The sequence below is a fragment of the Glycocaulis abyssi genome (genome assembly GCF_041429775.1).
Classification (GTDB): domain Bacteria; phylum Pseudomonadota; class Alphaproteobacteria; order Caulobacterales; family Maricaulaceae; genus Glycocaulis; species Glycocaulis abyssi.
Window position 1 is genome coordinate 665228 of the sequence record NZ_CP163421.1, and the last position, 17419, is coordinate 682646.

At 63.6% G+C, this 17419-nt stretch carries 15 protein-coding genes and 2 tRNA genes; 11 read left to right on the forward strand and 6 right to left on the reverse strand.

The window, feature by feature from the left end:
* Nucleotides 1–76: 76 nt before the first annotated feature.
* Nucleotides 77–1288, reverse strand: coding sequence for an alkaline phosphatase PhoX (locus AB6B38_RS03340; RefSeq protein WP_371394335.1), 1212 nt, complete (start codon nt 1286–1288; stop codon nt 77–79).
* A gap of 473 nt (nt 1289–1761) precedes the next feature.
* On the opposite strand from AB6B38_RS03340, the gene rplM reads away from it, so the two are divergent.
* Nucleotides 1762–2229, forward strand: coding sequence for a 50S ribosomal protein L13 (gene rplM / locus AB6B38_RS03345; protein WP_371394336.1), 468 nt, complete (start codon nt 1762–1764; stop codon nt 2227–2229).
* Nucleotides 2229–2729 carry a 30S ribosomal protein S9 gene (rpsI, locus tag AB6B38_RS03350; protein WP_371394337.1) on the forward strand — a complete coding sequence of 167 codons (501 nt, stop codon included), beginning with the start codon at nt 2229–2231 and terminating at the stop codon, nt 2727–2729. Before rplM ends, rpsI begins: the two co-directional genes overlap by 1 nt.
* A gap of 91 nt (nt 2730–2820) precedes the next feature.
* Here the strand turns inward: rpsI and phaC are convergent, their stop codons facing one another.
* The gene (phaC, locus tag AB6B38_RS03355) at nt 2821–4770 is read right to left on the reverse strand and encodes a class I poly(R)-hydroxyalkanoic acid synthase (RefSeq protein ID WP_371394338.1); all 1950 of its coding nucleotides are present in this window, start codon (nt 4768–4770) and stop codon (nt 2821–2823) included.
* A gap of 93 nt (nt 4771–4863) precedes the next feature.
* Here phaC and AB6B38_RS03360 point away from each other — a divergent pair, with 93 nt between their 5' ends.
* From AB6B38_RS03360 to AB6B38_RS03375, 4 genes are all read left to right on the forward strand, one after another.
* Entirely contained in the window at nt 4864–5202 is a 339-nt protein-coding gene (locus tag AB6B38_RS03360) for a hypothetical protein (protein WP_371394339.1), read from the forward strand.
* Between the two features lie 48 nt (nt 5203–5250).
* The gene (gene glpX / locus AB6B38_RS03365) at nt 5251–6210 is read left to right on the forward strand and encodes a class II fructose-bisphosphatase (RefSeq protein WP_371394340.1); all 960 of its coding nucleotides are present in this window, start codon (nt 5251–5253) and stop codon (nt 6208–6210) included.
* A 6-nt stretch (nt 6211–6216) separates the two neighbouring features.
* Entirely contained in the window at nt 6217–7992 is a 1776-nt protein-coding gene (recJ, locus tag AB6B38_RS03370; protein WP_371394342.1) for a single-stranded-DNA-specific exonuclease RecJ, read from the forward strand.
* Nucleotides 7993–8086: 94 nt separating this feature from the next.
* Nucleotides 8087–8161, forward strand: a tRNA-Glu gene (locus AB6B38_RS03375).
* Nucleotides 8162–8253: 92 nt separating this feature from the next.
* Here the strand turns inward: AB6B38_RS03375 and AB6B38_RS03380 are convergent.
* Nucleotides 8254–8583, reverse strand: a complete 330-nt coding sequence (locus tag AB6B38_RS03380; RefSeq protein WP_371394345.1) for a hypothetical protein — start codon at nt 8581–8583, stop codon at nt 8254–8256.
* A 327-nt stretch (nt 8584–8910) separates the two neighbouring features.
* Between AB6B38_RS03380 and AB6B38_RS03385 the strand changes: the two genes are divergently transcribed.
* The 4 genes from AB6B38_RS03385 (at nt 8911) to AB6B38_RS03400 (ending at nt 13228) form a co-directional block, all read left to right on the forward strand.
* Nucleotides 8911–9273 carry a hypothetical protein gene (locus AB6B38_RS03385; protein ID WP_371394347.1) on the forward strand — a complete coding sequence of 121 codons (363 nt, stop codon included), beginning with the start codon at nt 8911–8913 and terminating at the stop codon, nt 9271–9273.
* A gap of 97 nt (nt 9274–9370) precedes the next feature.
* Nucleotides 9371–10669 carry an outer membrane beta-barrel protein gene (locus AB6B38_RS03390; RefSeq protein WP_371394348.1) on the forward strand — a complete coding sequence of 433 codons (1299 nt, stop codon included), beginning with the start codon at nt 9371–9373 and terminating at the stop codon, nt 10667–10669.
* Between the two features lie 125 nt (nt 10670–10794).
* Nucleotides 10795–13035, forward strand: a complete 2241-nt coding sequence (locus AB6B38_RS03395; protein WP_371394349.1) for a GumC family protein — start codon at nt 10795–10797, stop codon at nt 13033–13035.
* A 116-nt stretch (nt 13036–13151) separates the two neighbouring features.
* Nucleotides 13152–13228, forward strand: a tRNA-Asp gene (locus AB6B38_RS03400).
* A gap of 74 nt (nt 13229–13302) precedes the next feature.
* On the opposite strand, the gene AB6B38_RS03405 is transcribed toward AB6B38_RS03400, so the two are convergent.
* The 3 genes from AB6B38_RS03405 to AB6B38_RS03415 are packed head-to-tail and all read right to left on the reverse strand — an operon-like array spanning nt 13303 to nt 16714.
* Nucleotides 13303–14541 (reverse strand): ABC transporter permease, encoded by a 1239-nt coding sequence (locus AB6B38_RS03405; protein WP_371394350.1) that lies wholly within the window; start codon nt 14539–14541, stop codon nt 13303–13305.
* A complete protein-coding gene (locus AB6B38_RS03410) occupies nt 14538–15227 on the reverse strand; it encodes an ABC transporter ATP-binding protein (RefSeq protein ID WP_371394352.1) in 690 nt (229 codons plus the stop codon). Before AB6B38_RS03410 ends, AB6B38_RS03405 begins: the two co-directional genes overlap by 4 nt.
* On the reverse strand, nt 15227–16714 hold the full coding sequence (locus AB6B38_RS03415) for an efflux RND transporter periplasmic adaptor subunit (protein ID WP_371394353.1): 1488 nt from the start codon (nt 16712–16714) through the stop codon (nt 15227–15229). Before AB6B38_RS03415 ends, AB6B38_RS03410 begins: the two co-directional genes overlap by 1 nt.
* Before the next feature lie 335 nt (nt 16715–17049).
* Between AB6B38_RS03415 and AB6B38_RS03420 the strand changes: the two genes are divergently transcribed.
* A complete protein-coding gene (locus tag AB6B38_RS03420; RefSeq protein WP_371394354.1) occupies nt 17050–17415 on the forward strand; it encodes an NADH-quinone oxidoreductase subunit A in 366 nt (121 codons plus the stop codon).
* Nucleotides 17416–17419 lie beyond the last annotated feature (4 nt).

The window sequence follows — 17419 nt, forward strand, 5'->3', positions numbered from 1 at the left end:
CGGATATTGGCTGTCGTCCCGGCGCGCTCGCGGTCTTCGGTGGCCGGTGGCTCTTCGCAAGCGCTTAGGGTAGCCGCTAGACAGAGGCTAGCGAGCGCCGCTCCCAAGGTCCGCGTACGGCGAAAGTGCGCCCCGGCCCCTTTTGCACGTTGAAGAAAAGCGTCGTTCCGTCCGGTGAAAAGCATGGGCCTGTTATCTCGCTGTATTCGCCATCTGCATCAGGAGCCGCGTTGCGGCCGATCGTGTAGAGTTGTCCGGCGGGTGTGACCCCCCGGATGAATTGTTCCCCGTCGCCATCTTCGACAACTATGAGGTCGCCCCAGGGCGCAATTGTGATGTTGTCGCATTTCTCAAGCAGGCGCGCATCGGTGGATTCCACAAAGAGCGTCAGCTGGCCCGGTGCCTCGCGCTCGCGCGGCGTGCCTTCATGGGGGCTGGGGCGGTAGCGCCAGATCTGGCCGATCTGGGCGGGGCCGCCATCGGTACAGCAGAAATAGAGCTCGCCTTCACCAAACCAGGCACCTTCCCCGCGCGTGAAATTGGCCGCGCCCGCAGCAATGGAGCGTGCGGCAAGGTCATTCTCCGGGTTGTGGATGGCTTCCATATCCACCCAGACCACATCCAGCGTCTCGCCGACGGGAATGGGATCGGCGCTGCCTTCCCAGTTGCGGGTATCGGCGCCGGGCCGGCCTCGAATGGCCAGAGCCTGCAGCTTTCCGCCGCGCCAGAACTCTCCCCGGCGGTCGGGAATGAAGCGGGTGAACAGGCCCGGCTCGGCATCTTCTGTCTGGTAGGCAATGCCGGTGGCCGGATCGACCGCCACCGCCTCGTGGCGGAAACGGCCCATGCCACGCAGCGCTATCGGTTCAACCAGTGTTGTAGCCGATGCGGGAACCTCGAAATTCCAGCCATGGTCGAGGCGCGCCACGCTGCCCTGCTGCATCAGGGTTTCCTCGCAGCTGATCCAGCTGCCCCACGGCGTTGGCCCGCCTGCGCAGTTATTGACCGTGCCGGCGAGCGACAGGAATTCCCGCTCCACGCGGCGGCGGCGCAGATTGTAGTGGACGGTCGTGGTGCCGCCCAGATGCGGTTCACCGCCGGGCAGCGTGTCATAGAGATAGGACGGATCGATCCGGTCGAGCAGGTTGTGGTCGGCCCCGAAGGGTGATTTCTCCACCTCGCCGGGATTGAGCTCGTGGTTGCGCACAAGGATTACGCTGTCCGTATCGGGACCGGCAAAACAGGCCATGCCATCATGGTCACCGGGCACCAGCAGCCCGTCATCCATCGTCTGCCCGGTTTCAGAAAAGCTGGTGTAGGAAAAGCCGCCGGCAGGTCGAACAGTCCGCGCCCATCCCGCCGCAGCGGGCCATAGCCGCGCACCTGGTTGAGATAAGTTCCTGGTGACCTGCCATTACATCCGGTCAGCGCGGCAAGCCCTGCAAAGGCGGTTGCAGTGGCGGCGGCTGTGCCAAGGAACCGGCGGCGGGACAGGGGCATGGCTCTTCTCCAGACTGACGGGCTGATAGGCTGAGCGATGATAATCTATAGGTGATTTGTCAGGCGCATGACAGTGCGCCGCCAAACCTCTGCTGCGAGTGCGCAATAAGCTACGGTATTTATATACCGCATTGCTATCGCCCTGAATTTCAGTGTTTTTCACAGACGGTGTTGACACCAATCGTTGGCAGGCGTAACAGCCCGCATCCCATGAGAGGCCGGGCGGTTCCGGCTTCGCTGTCCAGTTTCAAGGCCCACGCGATGAAGACCTTCTCCGCCAAGCCCGCAGACGTTGAACACAAATGGGTTGTGATTGATGCCGAGGGGGCCGTTGTTGGCCGTCTTGCCGCCTATATCGCGACCCGTCTGCGCGGCAAGCACCGTCCCGACTTTACCCCGCACACCGATTGCGGCGACCACGTTGTGGTCATCAATGCCGACAAGGTGATTTTCACGGGTAACAAGTACGAAGACAAGCGCTATTACCGCCACACCGGCCACCCGGGCGGCATCAAGGAAACCAGCCCGCGCAAGCTGATCGAGGGCAAGTTCCCCGAGCGCGTTCTGGAGAACGCCGTCAAGCGCATGCTGCCGAAAGAAAGCCCGCTGGCGCGCACCCAGTTTGGAAAACTGCGCGTTTATGCTGGCCCTGAGCACAAGCACGAGGCCCAGCAGCCGGAAGTCGTCGACTTCAAGTCCCTTAACACCAAAAACGTGCGGAGCGCATAATGGCCGAACAAGCACGCTCTCTTGAAGACCTGAAATCGGCGATGAAGCAGGCCGACGCTCCGGTCGTCACCGAAACCGAAGACGCGGTCGTCGCTGAACCGAAGATCGACGAGCATGGCCGCGCCTATGCCACCGGCAAGCGCAAGAACGCCATCGCCCGCGTCTGGATCAAGCCGGGCGCCGGCAGAATTGTCGTCAATGGCCGCGAGCAGGAAGTCTATTTTGCCCGCCCGGTGCTGCGCATGATGCTGGCCCAGCCGTTCGAGACGGCTGAGCGCGTCGACCAGTATGACGTGTACGCCACGGTCACCGGTGGCGGCCTCTCCGGCCAGGCCGGTGCGGTGCGTCACGGCATCTCCAAGGCGCTGACCTATTACGAGCCGGCGCTGCGCGGTGTGCTGAAAGCTGGCGGCTTCCTGACCCGTGACAGCCGCGTGGTCGAGCGTAAGAAATACGGCAAGAAGAAAGCCCGCCGCAGCTTCCAGTTCTCGAAGCGCTAAGGCTTATTCTCCGCACTTGCGGCGGAGCCATGCCGATCATACGAACCGGGCGGTGCCAGATGGCGCCGCCCGTTTTCGTTGGGCACGCTCCCTAACTCCTCACCTTCACATATTCGCCCGGGGCCGGGCACAAGGGTTTGAGCTTGCCCCCGCCGGGTTTTCTCGCCGGAACCTGCGTGTCGTTCATTGACAAGAGCCACGCCTTCCAGTGCGGCCACCAGGAGCCGGGATGCTCCTTCGCACCTTTGAGCCAGTCCTCGCGGGTGTCGGGCAGGGTCTCATTGATCCAGTGCTGGTATTTGTTCGCGTCGGGGTGATTGACCACGCCCGCGATATGGCCCGACCCCGCCATCATGTATTGCGTCTTGCCGCCGAACAGGCGCGCGGAGCGGTAAACCGAATCCGCCGGCGCGATATGGTCTTCCTTGCTGGCCTGCATGAAGACCGGGATTTTCACCTTCTTCAGGCTCAGACGATGCCCGCCAAGCTCCAATTCCCCTTTGGAAAGAGCGTTCTGCTTGTAGAACTTCTCCAGATAGTAGAGGTGCAGCGTCTTGGGCATGCGCGTCTGGTCGGCATTCCAGTAGAGCAGGTCAAAGGCCTGCGGCGTCTTGCCGAGCAGGTAGTTGTTGATGACGAAAGACCAGACCAGATCGTTCGCGCGCAGCATGTTGAACGTGTCAGCCATGGTGCGCCCGTCCAGCACGCCGCCCTGCACATCCATCAGCCGGCCGATCTCCTTGAACCATTCATCATCGATAAAGACCAGAAGCTCGCCCGCCAGCTCGAAATCCAGCTGTGCGGCAAAGAAGGTGGCCGAGGCGATGCGGTCATCCTTCTCGGCGGCCATCAGGGCGAGCGCGCTGCCCAGCATGGTGCCGCCAATGCAATAGCCGATGGCGTCTACCTGCCGCTCGCCAGTGGCTTGCTCCACGCATTCCAGCGCCTGAAACAGGCCCTGGCGGATATAGTCCTCGAAGGTCGCATCCTTCATGGACTGATCGGGATTGACCCACGAGATCAGGAAGACGGTGAAGCCCTGCTCAGTCAGCCAGCGGATCAGCGAGCCCTGCGGGCGCATGTCCATGATGTAGAACTTGTTGATCCAGGGCGGGGCGATCAGGATCGGGCGCTGGCGCACGGTGTCGGTCGCCGGCGCATACTGGATCAGCTCCATCACGCCATTGCGGTAGATGACATCGCCCGGCGTCGCGGCGAGATCCTTGCCGACCTCGAAGCCGTCCATGTCTGTCTGGGTGAGGGCGAGGCGGCCATTGCCGCGTTCAAGGTCATTGACCAGATTCATCAGCCCGCGTGACAAATTCTCGCCCTTCGTCTCGAACGTGGCTTTGAGCACGTCCGGATTGGTCAGCGCGAAATTGGTCGGCGACATGGCGTCGATCATCTGGCGGGTGACGAAATTCACCTTGCGCCGCGTCTCTTCGTCTATGCCCCTGGCATTATTGACGAGGCTCAAAAGGAAGCGCTGGTTTAGCAGATAGGACTGGCGCATGGCGTCGAACATGGGATGCTCGGTCCACTCAGCTGCCCGCCAGCGCTTGTCGCCCTTTTCCGGCTCGATGACGGGCGGAGCGTCCTCGCCCATCATCTTTTTGGTGGCACCGGCCCACAGGTCCAGATAGCCGCGATAGAGGTCCGACTGGGCCTGCAGCAGCAATTCGGGGTCACCCAGCACATTCTCCCATGTCTTTGCCAGTTCCGGCGATGCGTGCAGCGGATCGGCCTGCGGTTTCAGCGCCGGATCGCCGTCCAGAGAGCGCCGCATCATGTCGGCCATCAGCTTCTGACTTTTCAGGGCCGACTGCATGACATTGCGCGAGATGGTTTCCAGCGTCTCCAGATCGGCCGCAGGCAGGCTGGGGAAGGGCGTCTCCGGCGTGGACGCGCTGCCAGCCGGTGCTGGCTTTACCGCGTCCTGTTCAGGCTTGCGCGCGCGTTTTGCGGCCGTTGATTTGGCCGCCGGTTTCTTATCCGATGATGCAGGTTTCTTGCGTTTGGGAGCGGTTTTCTTCTCGGCCATGACAGACAGCACTTCCGGTAGGGCGTGACACTGATGAAGCGAAGCGTATAGAAAGCGTGTGATCCGTCCAATCCCTTCGGGAGGATAACTGTTTTGCGCAACCTGACTGCCTTGCTGATGAGCGTGGCGCTTGGCGGCCCGCTTCTTTCCGGTTGCGCGCTCGTGACCGTGCCGGACACCGGGGAGGGCTGGGCCAGTGCACGCATGGCTGAAGACCCTGACCGGGAGCCGCCCGCCTTCGTGCCCGAAATTCCGCGCCCGCAAGTGGAAAGCTGGCGGATGGCATCTGCTGCGCGCGAACTGGCCGATACGCGCGACCTGGTGGTGTCGCAGGCCCAGCTGGTCCAGCTTCCCCCCATTGATCCGCTGGTGTACGGCCAGCAGGCGCGTGAGCGGGCGACACCGCCGCCTCCGCCTGCCCGCCGGGACTGAGCGCAATTGCCCGACAACTCTGCCTTTCACACAAGGAATGTCTGTTAAATGACCTCGTCGTCTCTATCCAATCTCGCCCTCGGTGCTGTTGAGGCCGCTGAACGCGCCGCTATCGCGGCTGCCCGGCTGGCCGGGCGCGGTGACAAGATCGCCGCCGATCAGGCCGCGGTCGATGCCATGCGCAAAGCCTTCAACGATATGCCCATGCGCGGGCGTATCGTGATCGGGGAAGGCGAGCGCGACGAAGCCCCGATGCTCTATATCGGCGAGGAAGTCGGTACTGGCGAAGGCCCTGAGATCGATATCGCGCTTGATCCGCTGGAAGGCACCTCGCTGACCGCTGGCGGCAAGCCCGAAGCGCTGACCCTGCTGGCGCTGGCTCCGCGTGGCGGCCTGCTGCATGCGCCTGACACCTATATGGACAAGATCGCGGTCGGGCCGGGCCTGCCCGGCGGCGTCATCAATCTGGACCGGCCGGTTGGCGAGAACGTTGCTGCGGTGGCTAAAGCCAAAGGCGTCCCGGTGTCAGAAGTTACCGTCTGCGTGCTGGAGCGGGAACGCCACCAGTCGATCATTGATGGTGTCCGCGCTGCGGGTGCGCGCGTGGTGCTGATCCCCGATGGCGATGTCGCTGCCATCATCGCAGCGGCAGACCCGGCGACGAATGTAGACATGTATGTCGGGCAGGGCGGGGCGCCGGAGGGCGTGCTCTCTGCGGCGGTATTGCGCTGTCTTGGCGGGCAGATCGAATGCCGTCTCTTCTTCCGCAATGATGACGAACGTGCGCGCGCCGCCAAGACCGGGATCAAGGATCTCGACCGCAAATATACCGGCGCGGAGATGGCGTCCAAAGACTGCCTGTTCGTGGCCAGCGGCGTGACGGGCGGCCAGTTGCTTGATGCTGTCCGGCACAGTCCCGGCACGGTGACAACACAAACGCTCCTGCTGTCTTCGGCACCGCGCTCGCGCCGCATCATCACCACACAGCGCTTCGTGGAGGGCGGCTGACCGCATATGGCTGGCCGCGAACCGCTCTTTGGCGTCACCGCATCGGTAACAGGACGCGCCTGGGCGCTCAGTGACGCACCAGATGAGGTGGTGGCAGCGATTGTGCGCGCCACAGGGTGTAATGACGCGCTGGCGCGCCTGATGGCGTCGCGGGGTATCGGCGTTGACGATGCGCCCGGCTTCCTGTCTCCACGCCTGCGTGACAGCTTTCCCGATCCGTCGAGCTTTCTGGGCATGGACGCCGCAGCGCGCGCCGTCTGGGACGCCGTGGAGGCTGGCACGCGCATCGCCATCTTTGCCGATTATGATGTCGATGGGGCGAGCTCTGGCGCGCAGCTGGTACGCTGGCTGCGGGCGGTGGGGCAGGAGGCGCTGACCTATGTGCCCGACCGCATCGAGGAAGGCTACGGCCCCTCTGCCGAAGCCTTCACCAGCCTGAAGGCGGCAGGGGCGGGGCTGGTCGTGACGGTCGATTGCGGCGCGGCGGCGCATGGCGCGCTGGAAAGCGCCGCTGGCATGGGCCTGCCGGTCGTGGTGATCGACCACCATCTGATGGACGGGCCACCGCCGCCCGCGCTGGCGCTCGTCAATCCCAACCAGCCCGGCGACATATCGGGCTGCGGGCATATGGCGGCGGCAGGCGTGACGCTGGTTTTTCTGGCGGCGTTGAACCGCGAAGGACGGGCCAGGGGCGCCTTCAAGGGTCAGGAACCCGATATCCTCGCCATGACCGATCTGGCGGCGCTGGGGACGATCTGCGATGTCGTGCCACTGACCGGACCAAACCGCGCCATCGTCACGCAGGGCCTGAAGGTGATGAGCGGCTGGCAGAAGGCCGGGCTGGCGGCGCTGGCAGACGTTTCCGGCCTGACAGGACCGGCCAGCCCCTATTATGCAGGCTTCCTGCTGGGGCCGCGCATCAATGCCGGTGGCCGCGTGGGCGTGGCGGGCCTCGGACTGGAACTGCTCGGGAGTGATGATGCCGCGCGCGTGCGCGAAATTGCGCTGGAGCTGGACCGGCTGAATGCCGAACGCAAGGCCATTGAGGACGGTGTGCTGACGGCTGCGCTGGACGAGATTGAGTCCGGGCGCATCGACGCTAGCGGCCCGGTAATCGTGCTGGCCGGGGAGGGGTGGCATCCCGGCGTGATCGGCATCGCGGCCGGGCGCATCAAGGACCAGTTCAACCGGCCGACCATCGTGATCGGCGTGGAGAACGGCATCGGCAAGGGATCAGGACGGTCCTGCCCCGGCGTGCATCTGGGCAATGCGATAATGGCGGCGCGCGACGCCGGGCTGCTGGAAAAAGGGGGCGGGCACGCCATGGCGGCGGGTCTGACGGTCGAGGCCGCCCGGATCGGCGCATTCCGGGACTTCCTCGCCGAGCGGCTCGCGCCGGAATGGGCCGCAGCCGATGAGGCCCGCACCTTGCGCCTTGATGGCGTGGTCCACCCGGCCGCGGTGGATTTTGATTTTGGCGAGTCGCTCAAGCAGGCGGCGCCCTTCGGCGTGGGCAATCCCGAACCGCGCTTTGCCCTGTCGGATCTGCATATCCGCTTCGTGAAGGAGGTGGGGACCGGCCATCTGCGCTTCACCTTCGAGGCCGATACCGGCGCGCAGGTGTCAGGCATAGCGTTCCGGGCGCTTGGAAAGCCGCTGGGCGACGCGCTGACAACCGGACGTGACCAAAGATGGCATGTCGCAGGGCGCATCAAGGCCGAAGATAATCGCTTCGGACGCAAGGCAGAGCTGCATCTGGAAGATATGGCACCGGCCGTTTGAGCGTGGCCGGAATGTGCCGGGCTGCACAAGAAACTACCCGCAGGGCTTGCGTGCGGGATTCGGCTTGGATATAGAACCGCTCTCGCGCTGATGCGGGCCCTTCGTCTATCGGTTAGGACGCCAGGTTTTCAACCTGGAAAGAGGGGTTCGATTCCCCTAGGGCCTGCCACCGCGTGAACCTCCCGAAAATTTTCTGAACTGAACATCCTGCATGCACGCCACGCATTGTGGCGCACCGGCACGGCGATGGCTGTGACGGGGCTAGCCCGCCAGTATGGCGGCGGCAAGCCACGCCAGGGCGGTCCAGGCCAGACCATTGCTGATCACGACAAACGCCAGTGTCCGGCGCATGGACCACCGCCCGGTGCCGGCCAGCAGGTCTGTATCTGTCAGCTGAAAGCTGAAGCCTGTCAGCTGGGTATCAAGATGGCGTTGAAGGTCATGGGCAGGTGAGGGGACGGGGGGCGTTGAAGCCATTGCCGCGTCCAGCAGCGGTGCCGGTTGTGTCTCAACGGCAAGGCCATCGGCATCGCCAGGCAGCGCGCGGGCATCGGCGCTGTCAGCCGTTTCGGACCGTGCATTGGCAGCCATCGCGCTAGCCCCAGTACATTTTCGACTCGTCAAATATTGTGATTCAAGCACTTAAAGAAATAATAATTGAATGGCGTACTCAGTTCGCGTTGCGGTCCCGGCACGGGCGCGCAGGGTGGCGCTGTAGTATTTCTGCATCTGGTGGACGGTATAATCGTTTCGCGGCCCGGACACGCCTTCTGGGGCGTGATTTTACTGGCCACGTCAATGCAAATTTGATAACGGTAAACAGAAGGTAAATCCGAGGGGTTCGCAATGAAAACCGCTATCAAGTTTTCTAAAGTCATTTTGGGTGCTGCAGCATTCGCGCTTGCGCCAGCAGGTGCCATGGGTGTGACGGCTCACGCTATCGCCGCCGTGCAGGAAGCGCCTACCGCGCAGGAAGTCGCTGATGCGATCGTTGCTGCCGTTGCCGCACTTGGCCCGGACGCCACGACGGCGGAAATCGAGGCGGCCATTGTGGCGGCGGTCCTCGCCAGTGGCGCTGACAGACAGACCGCTGCGGCGGCGGTTGCAATCGCGTCAGCCAGCCCGGCGATGCAGACGCCCGCCGCACAGGCTGCAACGCAAAGCGTATCCGGCCAGCTGGCCAGCTCCGGAGTTGCCGGCGTGCCAGGCGGCCCTGCCGGGAGCTCGCCCACACCGCCCCCGCCTCCGCCTCCTGGTGGCCGTGGCGGCTCTGACTACTAAGACGTACAGATCCGGCGGCGGATGGTCTGAAGCAGGCCACTCCGCCTGATGATCCGGACATCGGACACGGCGGGACGCATTCTAAGGTGGGGACGTGATGGCTGGTCTCAGCAACAAACTGTTTTCGGGCGTTGGCACATTCGCGCTGACGGTAACGGCAGGCGGCGCATTCAGCGTTGGTGCTGCCGCGGACGCGGATGCCCAATGGCTTTGGGATCGTGACCGCAATGTCAGCGTCACGCAGCGGCCCCGGCCGGAATATGATGCGCTGGGCTTGCGCTCTGGCGCCTTCATCTGGCGTCCCGCCCTGGAGCTTGGTGTCGAGTTCAACGACAATATCTTCGCCACAGCGACCAACGAAGAATCCGACACGATCTTTGTGATCGCTCCCTCGGTGACGGTGGATACGACCTGGTCGCGGCACGCCTTCAATGCGTTTGCCAATGCACGGCGCAATGAGTACGCCGATTTCGGCTCCGAGAGCACGACCGACTATTCGCTGGGCGCAGGCGGCCGGCTCGACATCCATCGCGGCACGTCGGTGGGCGCGTCTGCGTCGCACAGCCGTGGGACAGAGCCGAGAACCTCGGCCGGCGCCGCAGGTTTTGCCGCTGAGCCCATCCGCTTCGACACAACCACCTTCGCGATCGGCGCCGAGCATACCTTCAACCGCCTGCGCCTGCGCGGCGGCTATGATTTCGCCAAGTCTGACTATGACGATGCCCGTCTGATTGGTGGCGGCATTGCCAGCCAGGACTTCCGCGACCAGGACATGCATCGCTTCACCCTGCGCGGCGACCTGGCGATCAGCCCTGATACCGCGTTGTTTGCCCGCTATCGCTATAACCAGCGTGATTTCCGCCTTGCGCCGCCTGCCGTGGCGACCAACCGGGACTCCGACGGTTACACATTTGATGTGGGTGTGGAGTTTGATCTTGGCGGTCTGGCCCGCGGCGAAATCGGCGTGGGTTACATGAAACAGGAGTATGACAGCCCGGCATTCGGTACCGTCGATGGCGTAAGTATTGACGGCATGCTGGAATGGTTCCCCACCCAGCTGACCACCCTTACCTTCACCGCCAGCCGCGGCATTGAGGACTCCGGTATCGCGGCGTCGTCTGGCTATCTGGGAACGGCGGTGTCGGCTCAAGCCGACCATGAGCTGTTGCGCAACGTTATACTGACGGCCCGGCTTGATTACGCCAATGACGAGTATCAGGGCATTGACCGTGAGGACCAGCGCTGGGGCGCCACTGTCCAGGCAACCTATCTGATGAACCGCAATGTTGGCCTGTCGGCCAGCTACAGCCATCTCGATCAGAGCTCGTCAGGCACGGCAGGCCCGCGTGATTTCCGCACGAACCGCTTCGTGATCGGAGTTGTGCTGCAGTACTGATGCGCGCGCCGGAATGCGGGCGGCGCTGGCCCTGTTTTTGCTTTCCAGTTGACATTTTCTGGTGGCTAGGCACTTCGTCGGGGGTGCGTGTCCGTACGGCCGTGTAGAGACAATCCGGGGTATTCATGGCGTTCAATCAAGGCCAGCAGCAGGTTCATGCCGATCAGCCCGGTGATGACGAACTGATTGACTTGCGCCAGTTGTGGCGGATTTTCCGCCGCCGCCTGCCAGTCTTTGCCGCTGTCGCGTTTGCCGTCTTTGCGCTGACGGTGATTGTGACCATGCAGATGACGCCGCAATACACCGCGACGGCCAGCGTGATTATCGATCCGCGCCAATCGCAGGTCATCGATATCGACGCTGTTCTGACCGGCCTGGGATCTGACAGCCAGGCACTGGATACCGAAGTTCAGCTCATACAGAGCCGCTCACTGGCTACCAGTGTCGTAAACAGCCTCGATCTCGCGTCCGACCCGGAGTTCAATGTCCGTCTGCGTCAGCCCTCCGGGCTGGGGGCGGTAGCCAGCGCGGTGCGCGGGTTTTTCTCCGCCCTCGTGCCATCACAGCTGGCTCAGGGCGATGCGGATGAAGAGCAGCGTACATTGGAGGCGGTCACGTCAGCGGTGCTCGACCGGCTGTCGGCCCGCCGTACGGGGCTGACTTATGTCATCGCCATCTCATTTCGTTCGGAGAATCCGGCCAAGGCCGCCCGGATCGCCAACCAGTTCGCCGATCTTTACCTGCTGTCCCAGCTGGAAGCGAAGTTTGATGCGACCGAACGGGCCAATACCTGGCTGAACACGCGGCTGGAAGCGTTGCGCGAGGAAGTGCGCACGGCCGAGCAGGCTGTCGAAATGTACCGGGCAGAGCACGGATTGCTGGATGCGGGCGGCAGCAACCTGACAGAGCAGCAGATATCCGATCTCAACGCACAGCTTGCGATACAGCGCGCCGAGCTGTCTGCCGCCGAATCCTCCTTGCGCAGCGTGCAGGCACAGCTTCAGCGCGGTGCTTCGCTGGACACGATTGGCGAGGTGCTGCGGTCTGAAACCATCCGCGCCCTGCGCGCGCAGCAGACCGAAACCAGCCGCCGGCGTAGCGACCTCTCCTCGCGCTATGGCCCGCGACATCCGGAATTTCTGGCTGTCGAGCGTGAAGCGGCCGATCTTGAAGAGCAGATTTCCCGCGAAATTCAACGCATTGTTGCCGGGCTGGAAACCGAGGTGAATGTTGCCCGCCAGCGTGTCTTCTCCCTGCAGAACACGCTTTCCGGCTTCCGCGACGAACTGGTGACCAATAACCGGGCGCTGGTGCGCCTGCGCGAGCTGGAGCGGGAGGCAGAAGCCTCGCGCACCCTGTTTGAATCCTTCCTGAACCGCTTCCGGCAGACCAGCGAGCAGGATGACCTGGCAACAGCTGATGCGCGCATTGTTGCGCGTGCGCCGGTGCCGTACGAGCCGAGCGCGCCCAACTGGCTGCTCAACCTGGCGCTGGGCCTCATACTGGCCGGCGTGGCGGGCGCCGGTGTTGTGGCGCTGCTGGAGGTGTTCGATAACGGTCTGCGCACCGAGGCTGATGTCGAACGCGATCTGGGCGTGGGGCATATTGCGTCCATACCGATGCTCGCCCCGGCCCGCTTCGGGCGCAAGAAGTCCGGCACGGACGGCCAGCCCTATGACTATGTCCGCGAAAACCCGCTCTCCGGCATTGCGGAGTCCTTCCGGGTCATTCGCTCCGCCATACTCCTGTCGAATATCGACACGGTGCACAAGGTCGTTGCCATCACATCGGCGCTGCCAGGTGAGGGCAAGACGACCACCACCTATTCGCTGGGCCGCATATCGGCGATGTCGGGGTCGAAAACTCTCATTCTCGATTGCGATCTGCGCCGCCGGCTGCTCACCAAGGCGGCCGCCCCTGATGCCGAAAAAGGGCTGTTGGAGGTGTTGTCGGGCGATTGCACGCTGGACGACGTACTGGTGGAGGACGCCGAACAGGGGCTTCACATCCTGCCTGTGGTAGAATCCCAGTTCACGCCGCGCGATGTGTTCAGCTCCGATTCCTTCCGCTCGCTCATGTCTGCCGTGCGCGAGCGCTACGATCTGGTGCTGATAGATACCGCGCCTGTGCTGGCCGTTACCGATACACGCGTCATCGCGGCCAAGGCCGACGCCGTGGTGATGAATGTCAAATGGAAGACCACCCCGCGTGAAGCGGCGGTGAGCGCGCTGGACACGTTGCGCGACGTGAAGGCGAATGTGCTGGGCGTGGCGCTGGCGCAGGTGGATATGAACGCGCAGGCCCGCTACGGCTATGAAGGCTCGTCCTATTACTACAAGAACTATCGCAGCTATTATTCGGGCTAGGTGTGGCGGTCTGTGCATTTCGTCTTCGCGGCCTGACCGAACCGGCTTGACCGGCCAGAACACGCCGATTAAGTAACGCGTCTCCTTCGGGGCCAGCCCCGATGAAGAAGTGCCAAGCGGGTGTAGCTCAGTTGGTTAGAGTGCCGGCCTGTCACGCCGGAGGTCGCGGGTTCGAGCCCCGTCACTCGCGCCACTTCTTCAAACAGAGACATGCGAAAAAGGCCGCTCCATCCCGGAGCGGCCTTTTTCGTTGTCCATGCTGGCAGGCTATTCGTAACGCAGGGCGTCGATAGGGTTGAGCTGGCTGGCGCGGTGAGCCGGGTAGAAGCCGAACAATATGCCCACACTGGCGGCCGCGCCGATGGCAACCAGCGCTATCGTCGGCTCGATGGACACAGGAAATTGTCCGAGCGATTCCACCACCAGTGCGCCAATCGCCCCGCACGCCATACCGACCAGTCCGCCCGCAACGCACAATACTACCGCCTCGATCAGGAACTGGTTGCGGATATCGGCCTGCTTTGCACCGATGGCCAGCCGCAGCCCGATTTCGCGTGTGCGCTCTGTGACCGAGACCAGCATGATATTCATAATGCCGATACCGCCGACCACGAGCGATATGACGGCAGTGGCGGCCAGAAGCAGGCCGAGCTGGCTTTCGGTTTCATTGCGCGCGCGCAGGAATTCGGCGAAATTGACAACGGCAAAATCATCGGCGCCGCCTATGCGGATATTGCGGCGCACGCGCATCAGATCAGTGATCTCCTCGGCGGCAGCGTCCATATTGCGCGCACGGTCGATGCCCAGCCAGGCGGACTGTACGGGGTTGCGCACGCCCGCGCTGGAGAGGCCGCCCAGCCGGTCGCGCATGGTGGTCGTCGGCACGAAAATCACGTCGTCCTGATCCTGTCCCCAGCCGGACTGGCCGCGCTCGGCCAGCACGCCGACGACTTCAAGGGGAACCCCGCCGATCCGGACCGTTGCGCCTGTAGCGCCGCCCGCCGGAAACAGCTCGCTGGCGACCGTTCGGCCAATCACGGCAACGCGCGCCGCGCCCTCCAGTTCGGACACGTTGAAAGGCCGCCCCTCAACAATGCCCCAGTCACGTACGATGAAATAATCCGGGTGGGTGCCGGCCACTTCGGTGGACCAGTTCACACCGTCGACCACGGCCGTCAGCCCGCGCTGCTGGATGATGCCGGCTGCGGCAATGACATAAGGGACGCTCTCGCGTATCGCCTCCACGTCCTCATCGCTGAGCGGGGTGGCGGAGCCGGACCCGCCCCGGACACCGCCCCGGAAGGACGAGCCGGGCCGCACCTGAAGCGAGTTGGCCCCGAGCGCGCTGATCTGCGCGTCCACGGCGGCCTTTGCGCCTTGAGAGATCGAGATCATCACGATCACCGAGCCGACGCCGATAATCACGCCCAGCATGGCCAGGAAGCTGCGCAGCGCATTCACCCTCAGCGCGGTAAGCGCGACAGCAATAGCAGCGGTGAGGTTCATTGTGTGTCCTCCACGATTTTGCCGTCCCGGAACACTATCCGGCGGCGCGCGCGCGCGCCCACATCGGCCTCGTGCGTGACCAGTATCAGGGTGATGCCGGATGCGTTCAGCTGGTCAAATATGTCCATGACATCCTCGGATGTCTGGGAATCGAGCGCGCCGGTCGGCTCATCGGCAAGCAGGATGCGCGGCTCGTTGGAGAGGGCGCGGGCAATCGCCACGCGCTGTTGCTGACCACCGGAAAGCTGGGACGGGTGGTGATCCATGCGGTCGCCAAGCCCCACCATCTCCAGACAGGCTGCTGCGCGCTCGCGCCGCTCTGCGGCCGGCATGCCGCGATAGAGTAGGGGCAGGGCGACATTATCCAGCGCCGTGGTGCGTGGTAGGAGGTTGAACTGCTGGAAGACGAAACCGACCATCTCGTTGCGGAATTTGGCCAGCTCGTCGGGCGAGCGGTTCAGCAGGGACTGACCGGCTATGGTCAGCTCCCCGCTGGTAGGCGTGTCGAGCGCGCCGAGCATGTTCATAAAGGTGGACTTGCCCGAACCGGACGCGCCCATCACGGCCACATAGCCGCCTTCGGCGATGTCGCAATCGACACCGCGCAGGGCATGTACATCGCCGCCGCCCAACCGGTAGACACGCGATAGCTGCCGCGCCCGGATAAGAACTGGCGCATCAGCCATCAGCGCACCTCACGCACGCGCACGACCACGCTGTCGCCTTCGCTGACGCTTTCCCCCAGAATTTGCGTGTACTGGCCGTCTGACAGGCCCACCCGCACCGCGCGCGCTTCCAGACGTCCGTCGCTGCGGCGTATCCAGACCGTGCCGCGCTGGACTTCCTCGCGTGCGCCCCGGCCTGCGCCGCCGCGCCGTCCGCCGTCCGCCATCATCGTGTTCAGCCGCGCCATTTCTTCAGCGGTCAACACATCGCTAAGCGCGCGTTGCACCGTAGCCTGCATATTGCTGCCGCCCCGGCCGCCGCCCATGCCGCGCGGGCCGCCGCGCTGCGTGTTGGCCATGGCTGATTGCAGCGCCTGCTCGGCTTGCGCGCGCCGGTCATCCGTCAGTTCCAGCGGATCGAGCAGGCGAGTCACCATAGGATTACCGCGCCCGGCTTGCGCCGGGGTGCTTCCAGCAGAGCTTGGCGCCACTAGGCTCTCAGCCGCGCCGCGCGGCTGGAAGCGCAAGGCCGTTGCCGGAACCGTCAGCGCGCCGGCCACATCGCCGGTGATGATATTGACGTTGGCCGTCATGCCCGGCAGCAGGCGCTGGCCGGGATTATCCGCCTCGATCACCACCGTATAGGTGACAACATTCTGCTCGGTGATCGCCGCCAGGCGCACCTGGCGGACCTCGCCGGAGAACTCGCGCTCGCGATAGGCATCGACCTCGAAGCTGACCGGCTGACCGACCGCTATCTGGCCGATATCAGACTCGTCCACCCGCGCCTCGATCTGGATACGTGACAGGTCACGCGCGATGATGAACAGCACCGGCGCATTCAGGCTGGCCGCAACGGTCTGGCCGACATCGACCTGCCGGTCGATCACCACACCATCAATGGGAGAGCGGATGGTGGCGCGGTCCAGATCCACCTGCGCGCTTTCAAGGCTCGCCTGACGCTGGTCCAGCGTCGCGCGGGCATTCCTGAGATTGGCTTCGGCGACCTGAACGTTGGCGGCCGCAGAATCGCGCGCGGTCTCGGCAACATCGAACTGGACCTGTGAATAGGTGCCGCGATCGACCAGCTCGCGCGCACGCTCAAACGCCCGCTCGGCCTCGCGTGCCTCGGAGCGGGCGCGGGTGAGGTTGGCCTGACTGACAGAGACCTGCGACTGCGCGACCTCCAGGCTCGCCTGCGCCTCGCGCACACGGGTCTCGAAGGTCTGCGGGTCCAGCCGCGCGATGACCTGCCCAGCCTCCACCTCATCGTTAAAATCCGCCATCAGTTCGAGTATCTGGCCTGAGAGCTGGGAGCCGACCTCGACGGTAATCAGCGGCGCGATCGAGCCGGTGGATGCGACCTGTCTGGACAGGTCGCGCGCCTCTACCCGCGCTGTTTCCACCTGCAGCCTGCCTTCGGCGGGCGGCGCAAACATCTGCCATGCCCAGTACGCAGCCAGTGCGGCGACAAGGGCTGCAAGACCGGGGAGGAGGAATTTTTTCATATCTGCTCTGTCCGCGAGAATGAGATGTGAGATGGCTTCAGCTGGAAGGCGCCATGTGAGGTCTAACGTGATGACGGCCTATTTTCCGTCGCTTAGATGAACTGGTGCTGAGTTTCGTCCAGCTAGATGAGAATGGCTCGCAAATACAGGTGCTTGCAGCGGCAATATGCGCTTCAATTGGTGTTGCATATGGCTTGCGGGCGGCGGCGGTGCGCACTAGCTTCCGCCCGAATTGACAGGAGGGTGCTCCTTCTGTCAGGGGCTTTTGCAACGGCTGGACGCAGGCGAGCTGCGCTTCGGCCATCCGGGGCTGAACAGCTACGCCAGGGCGGACCATGGACGCGGTACTTCTGGAATACCTTCCCGTTCTGATCTTCTTTGCCATCGCATTGGCAATGGGGATCGGCTTCATCGTGGCGGCTGCCGTGCTGGCGCCGTCTGATCCGGACCCGGAGAAGGTCTCGACCTATGAGTGCGGGTTCAACGCATTCGAGGACGCGCGCATGAAGTTTGATGTGCGCTTCTACCTGGTGGCGATCCTGTTCATCATCTTCGATCTGGAAGTGGCGTTCCTGTTCCCGTGGATATTCCCGATCTTCGACGGGAACATCTTCGCTTTCTGGTCGATGATGGTGTTTCTCGGCGTTCTCACCGTCGGGTTCCTCTATGAGTGGCGCAAAGGCGCCCTGGACTGGGAGTAGGCGA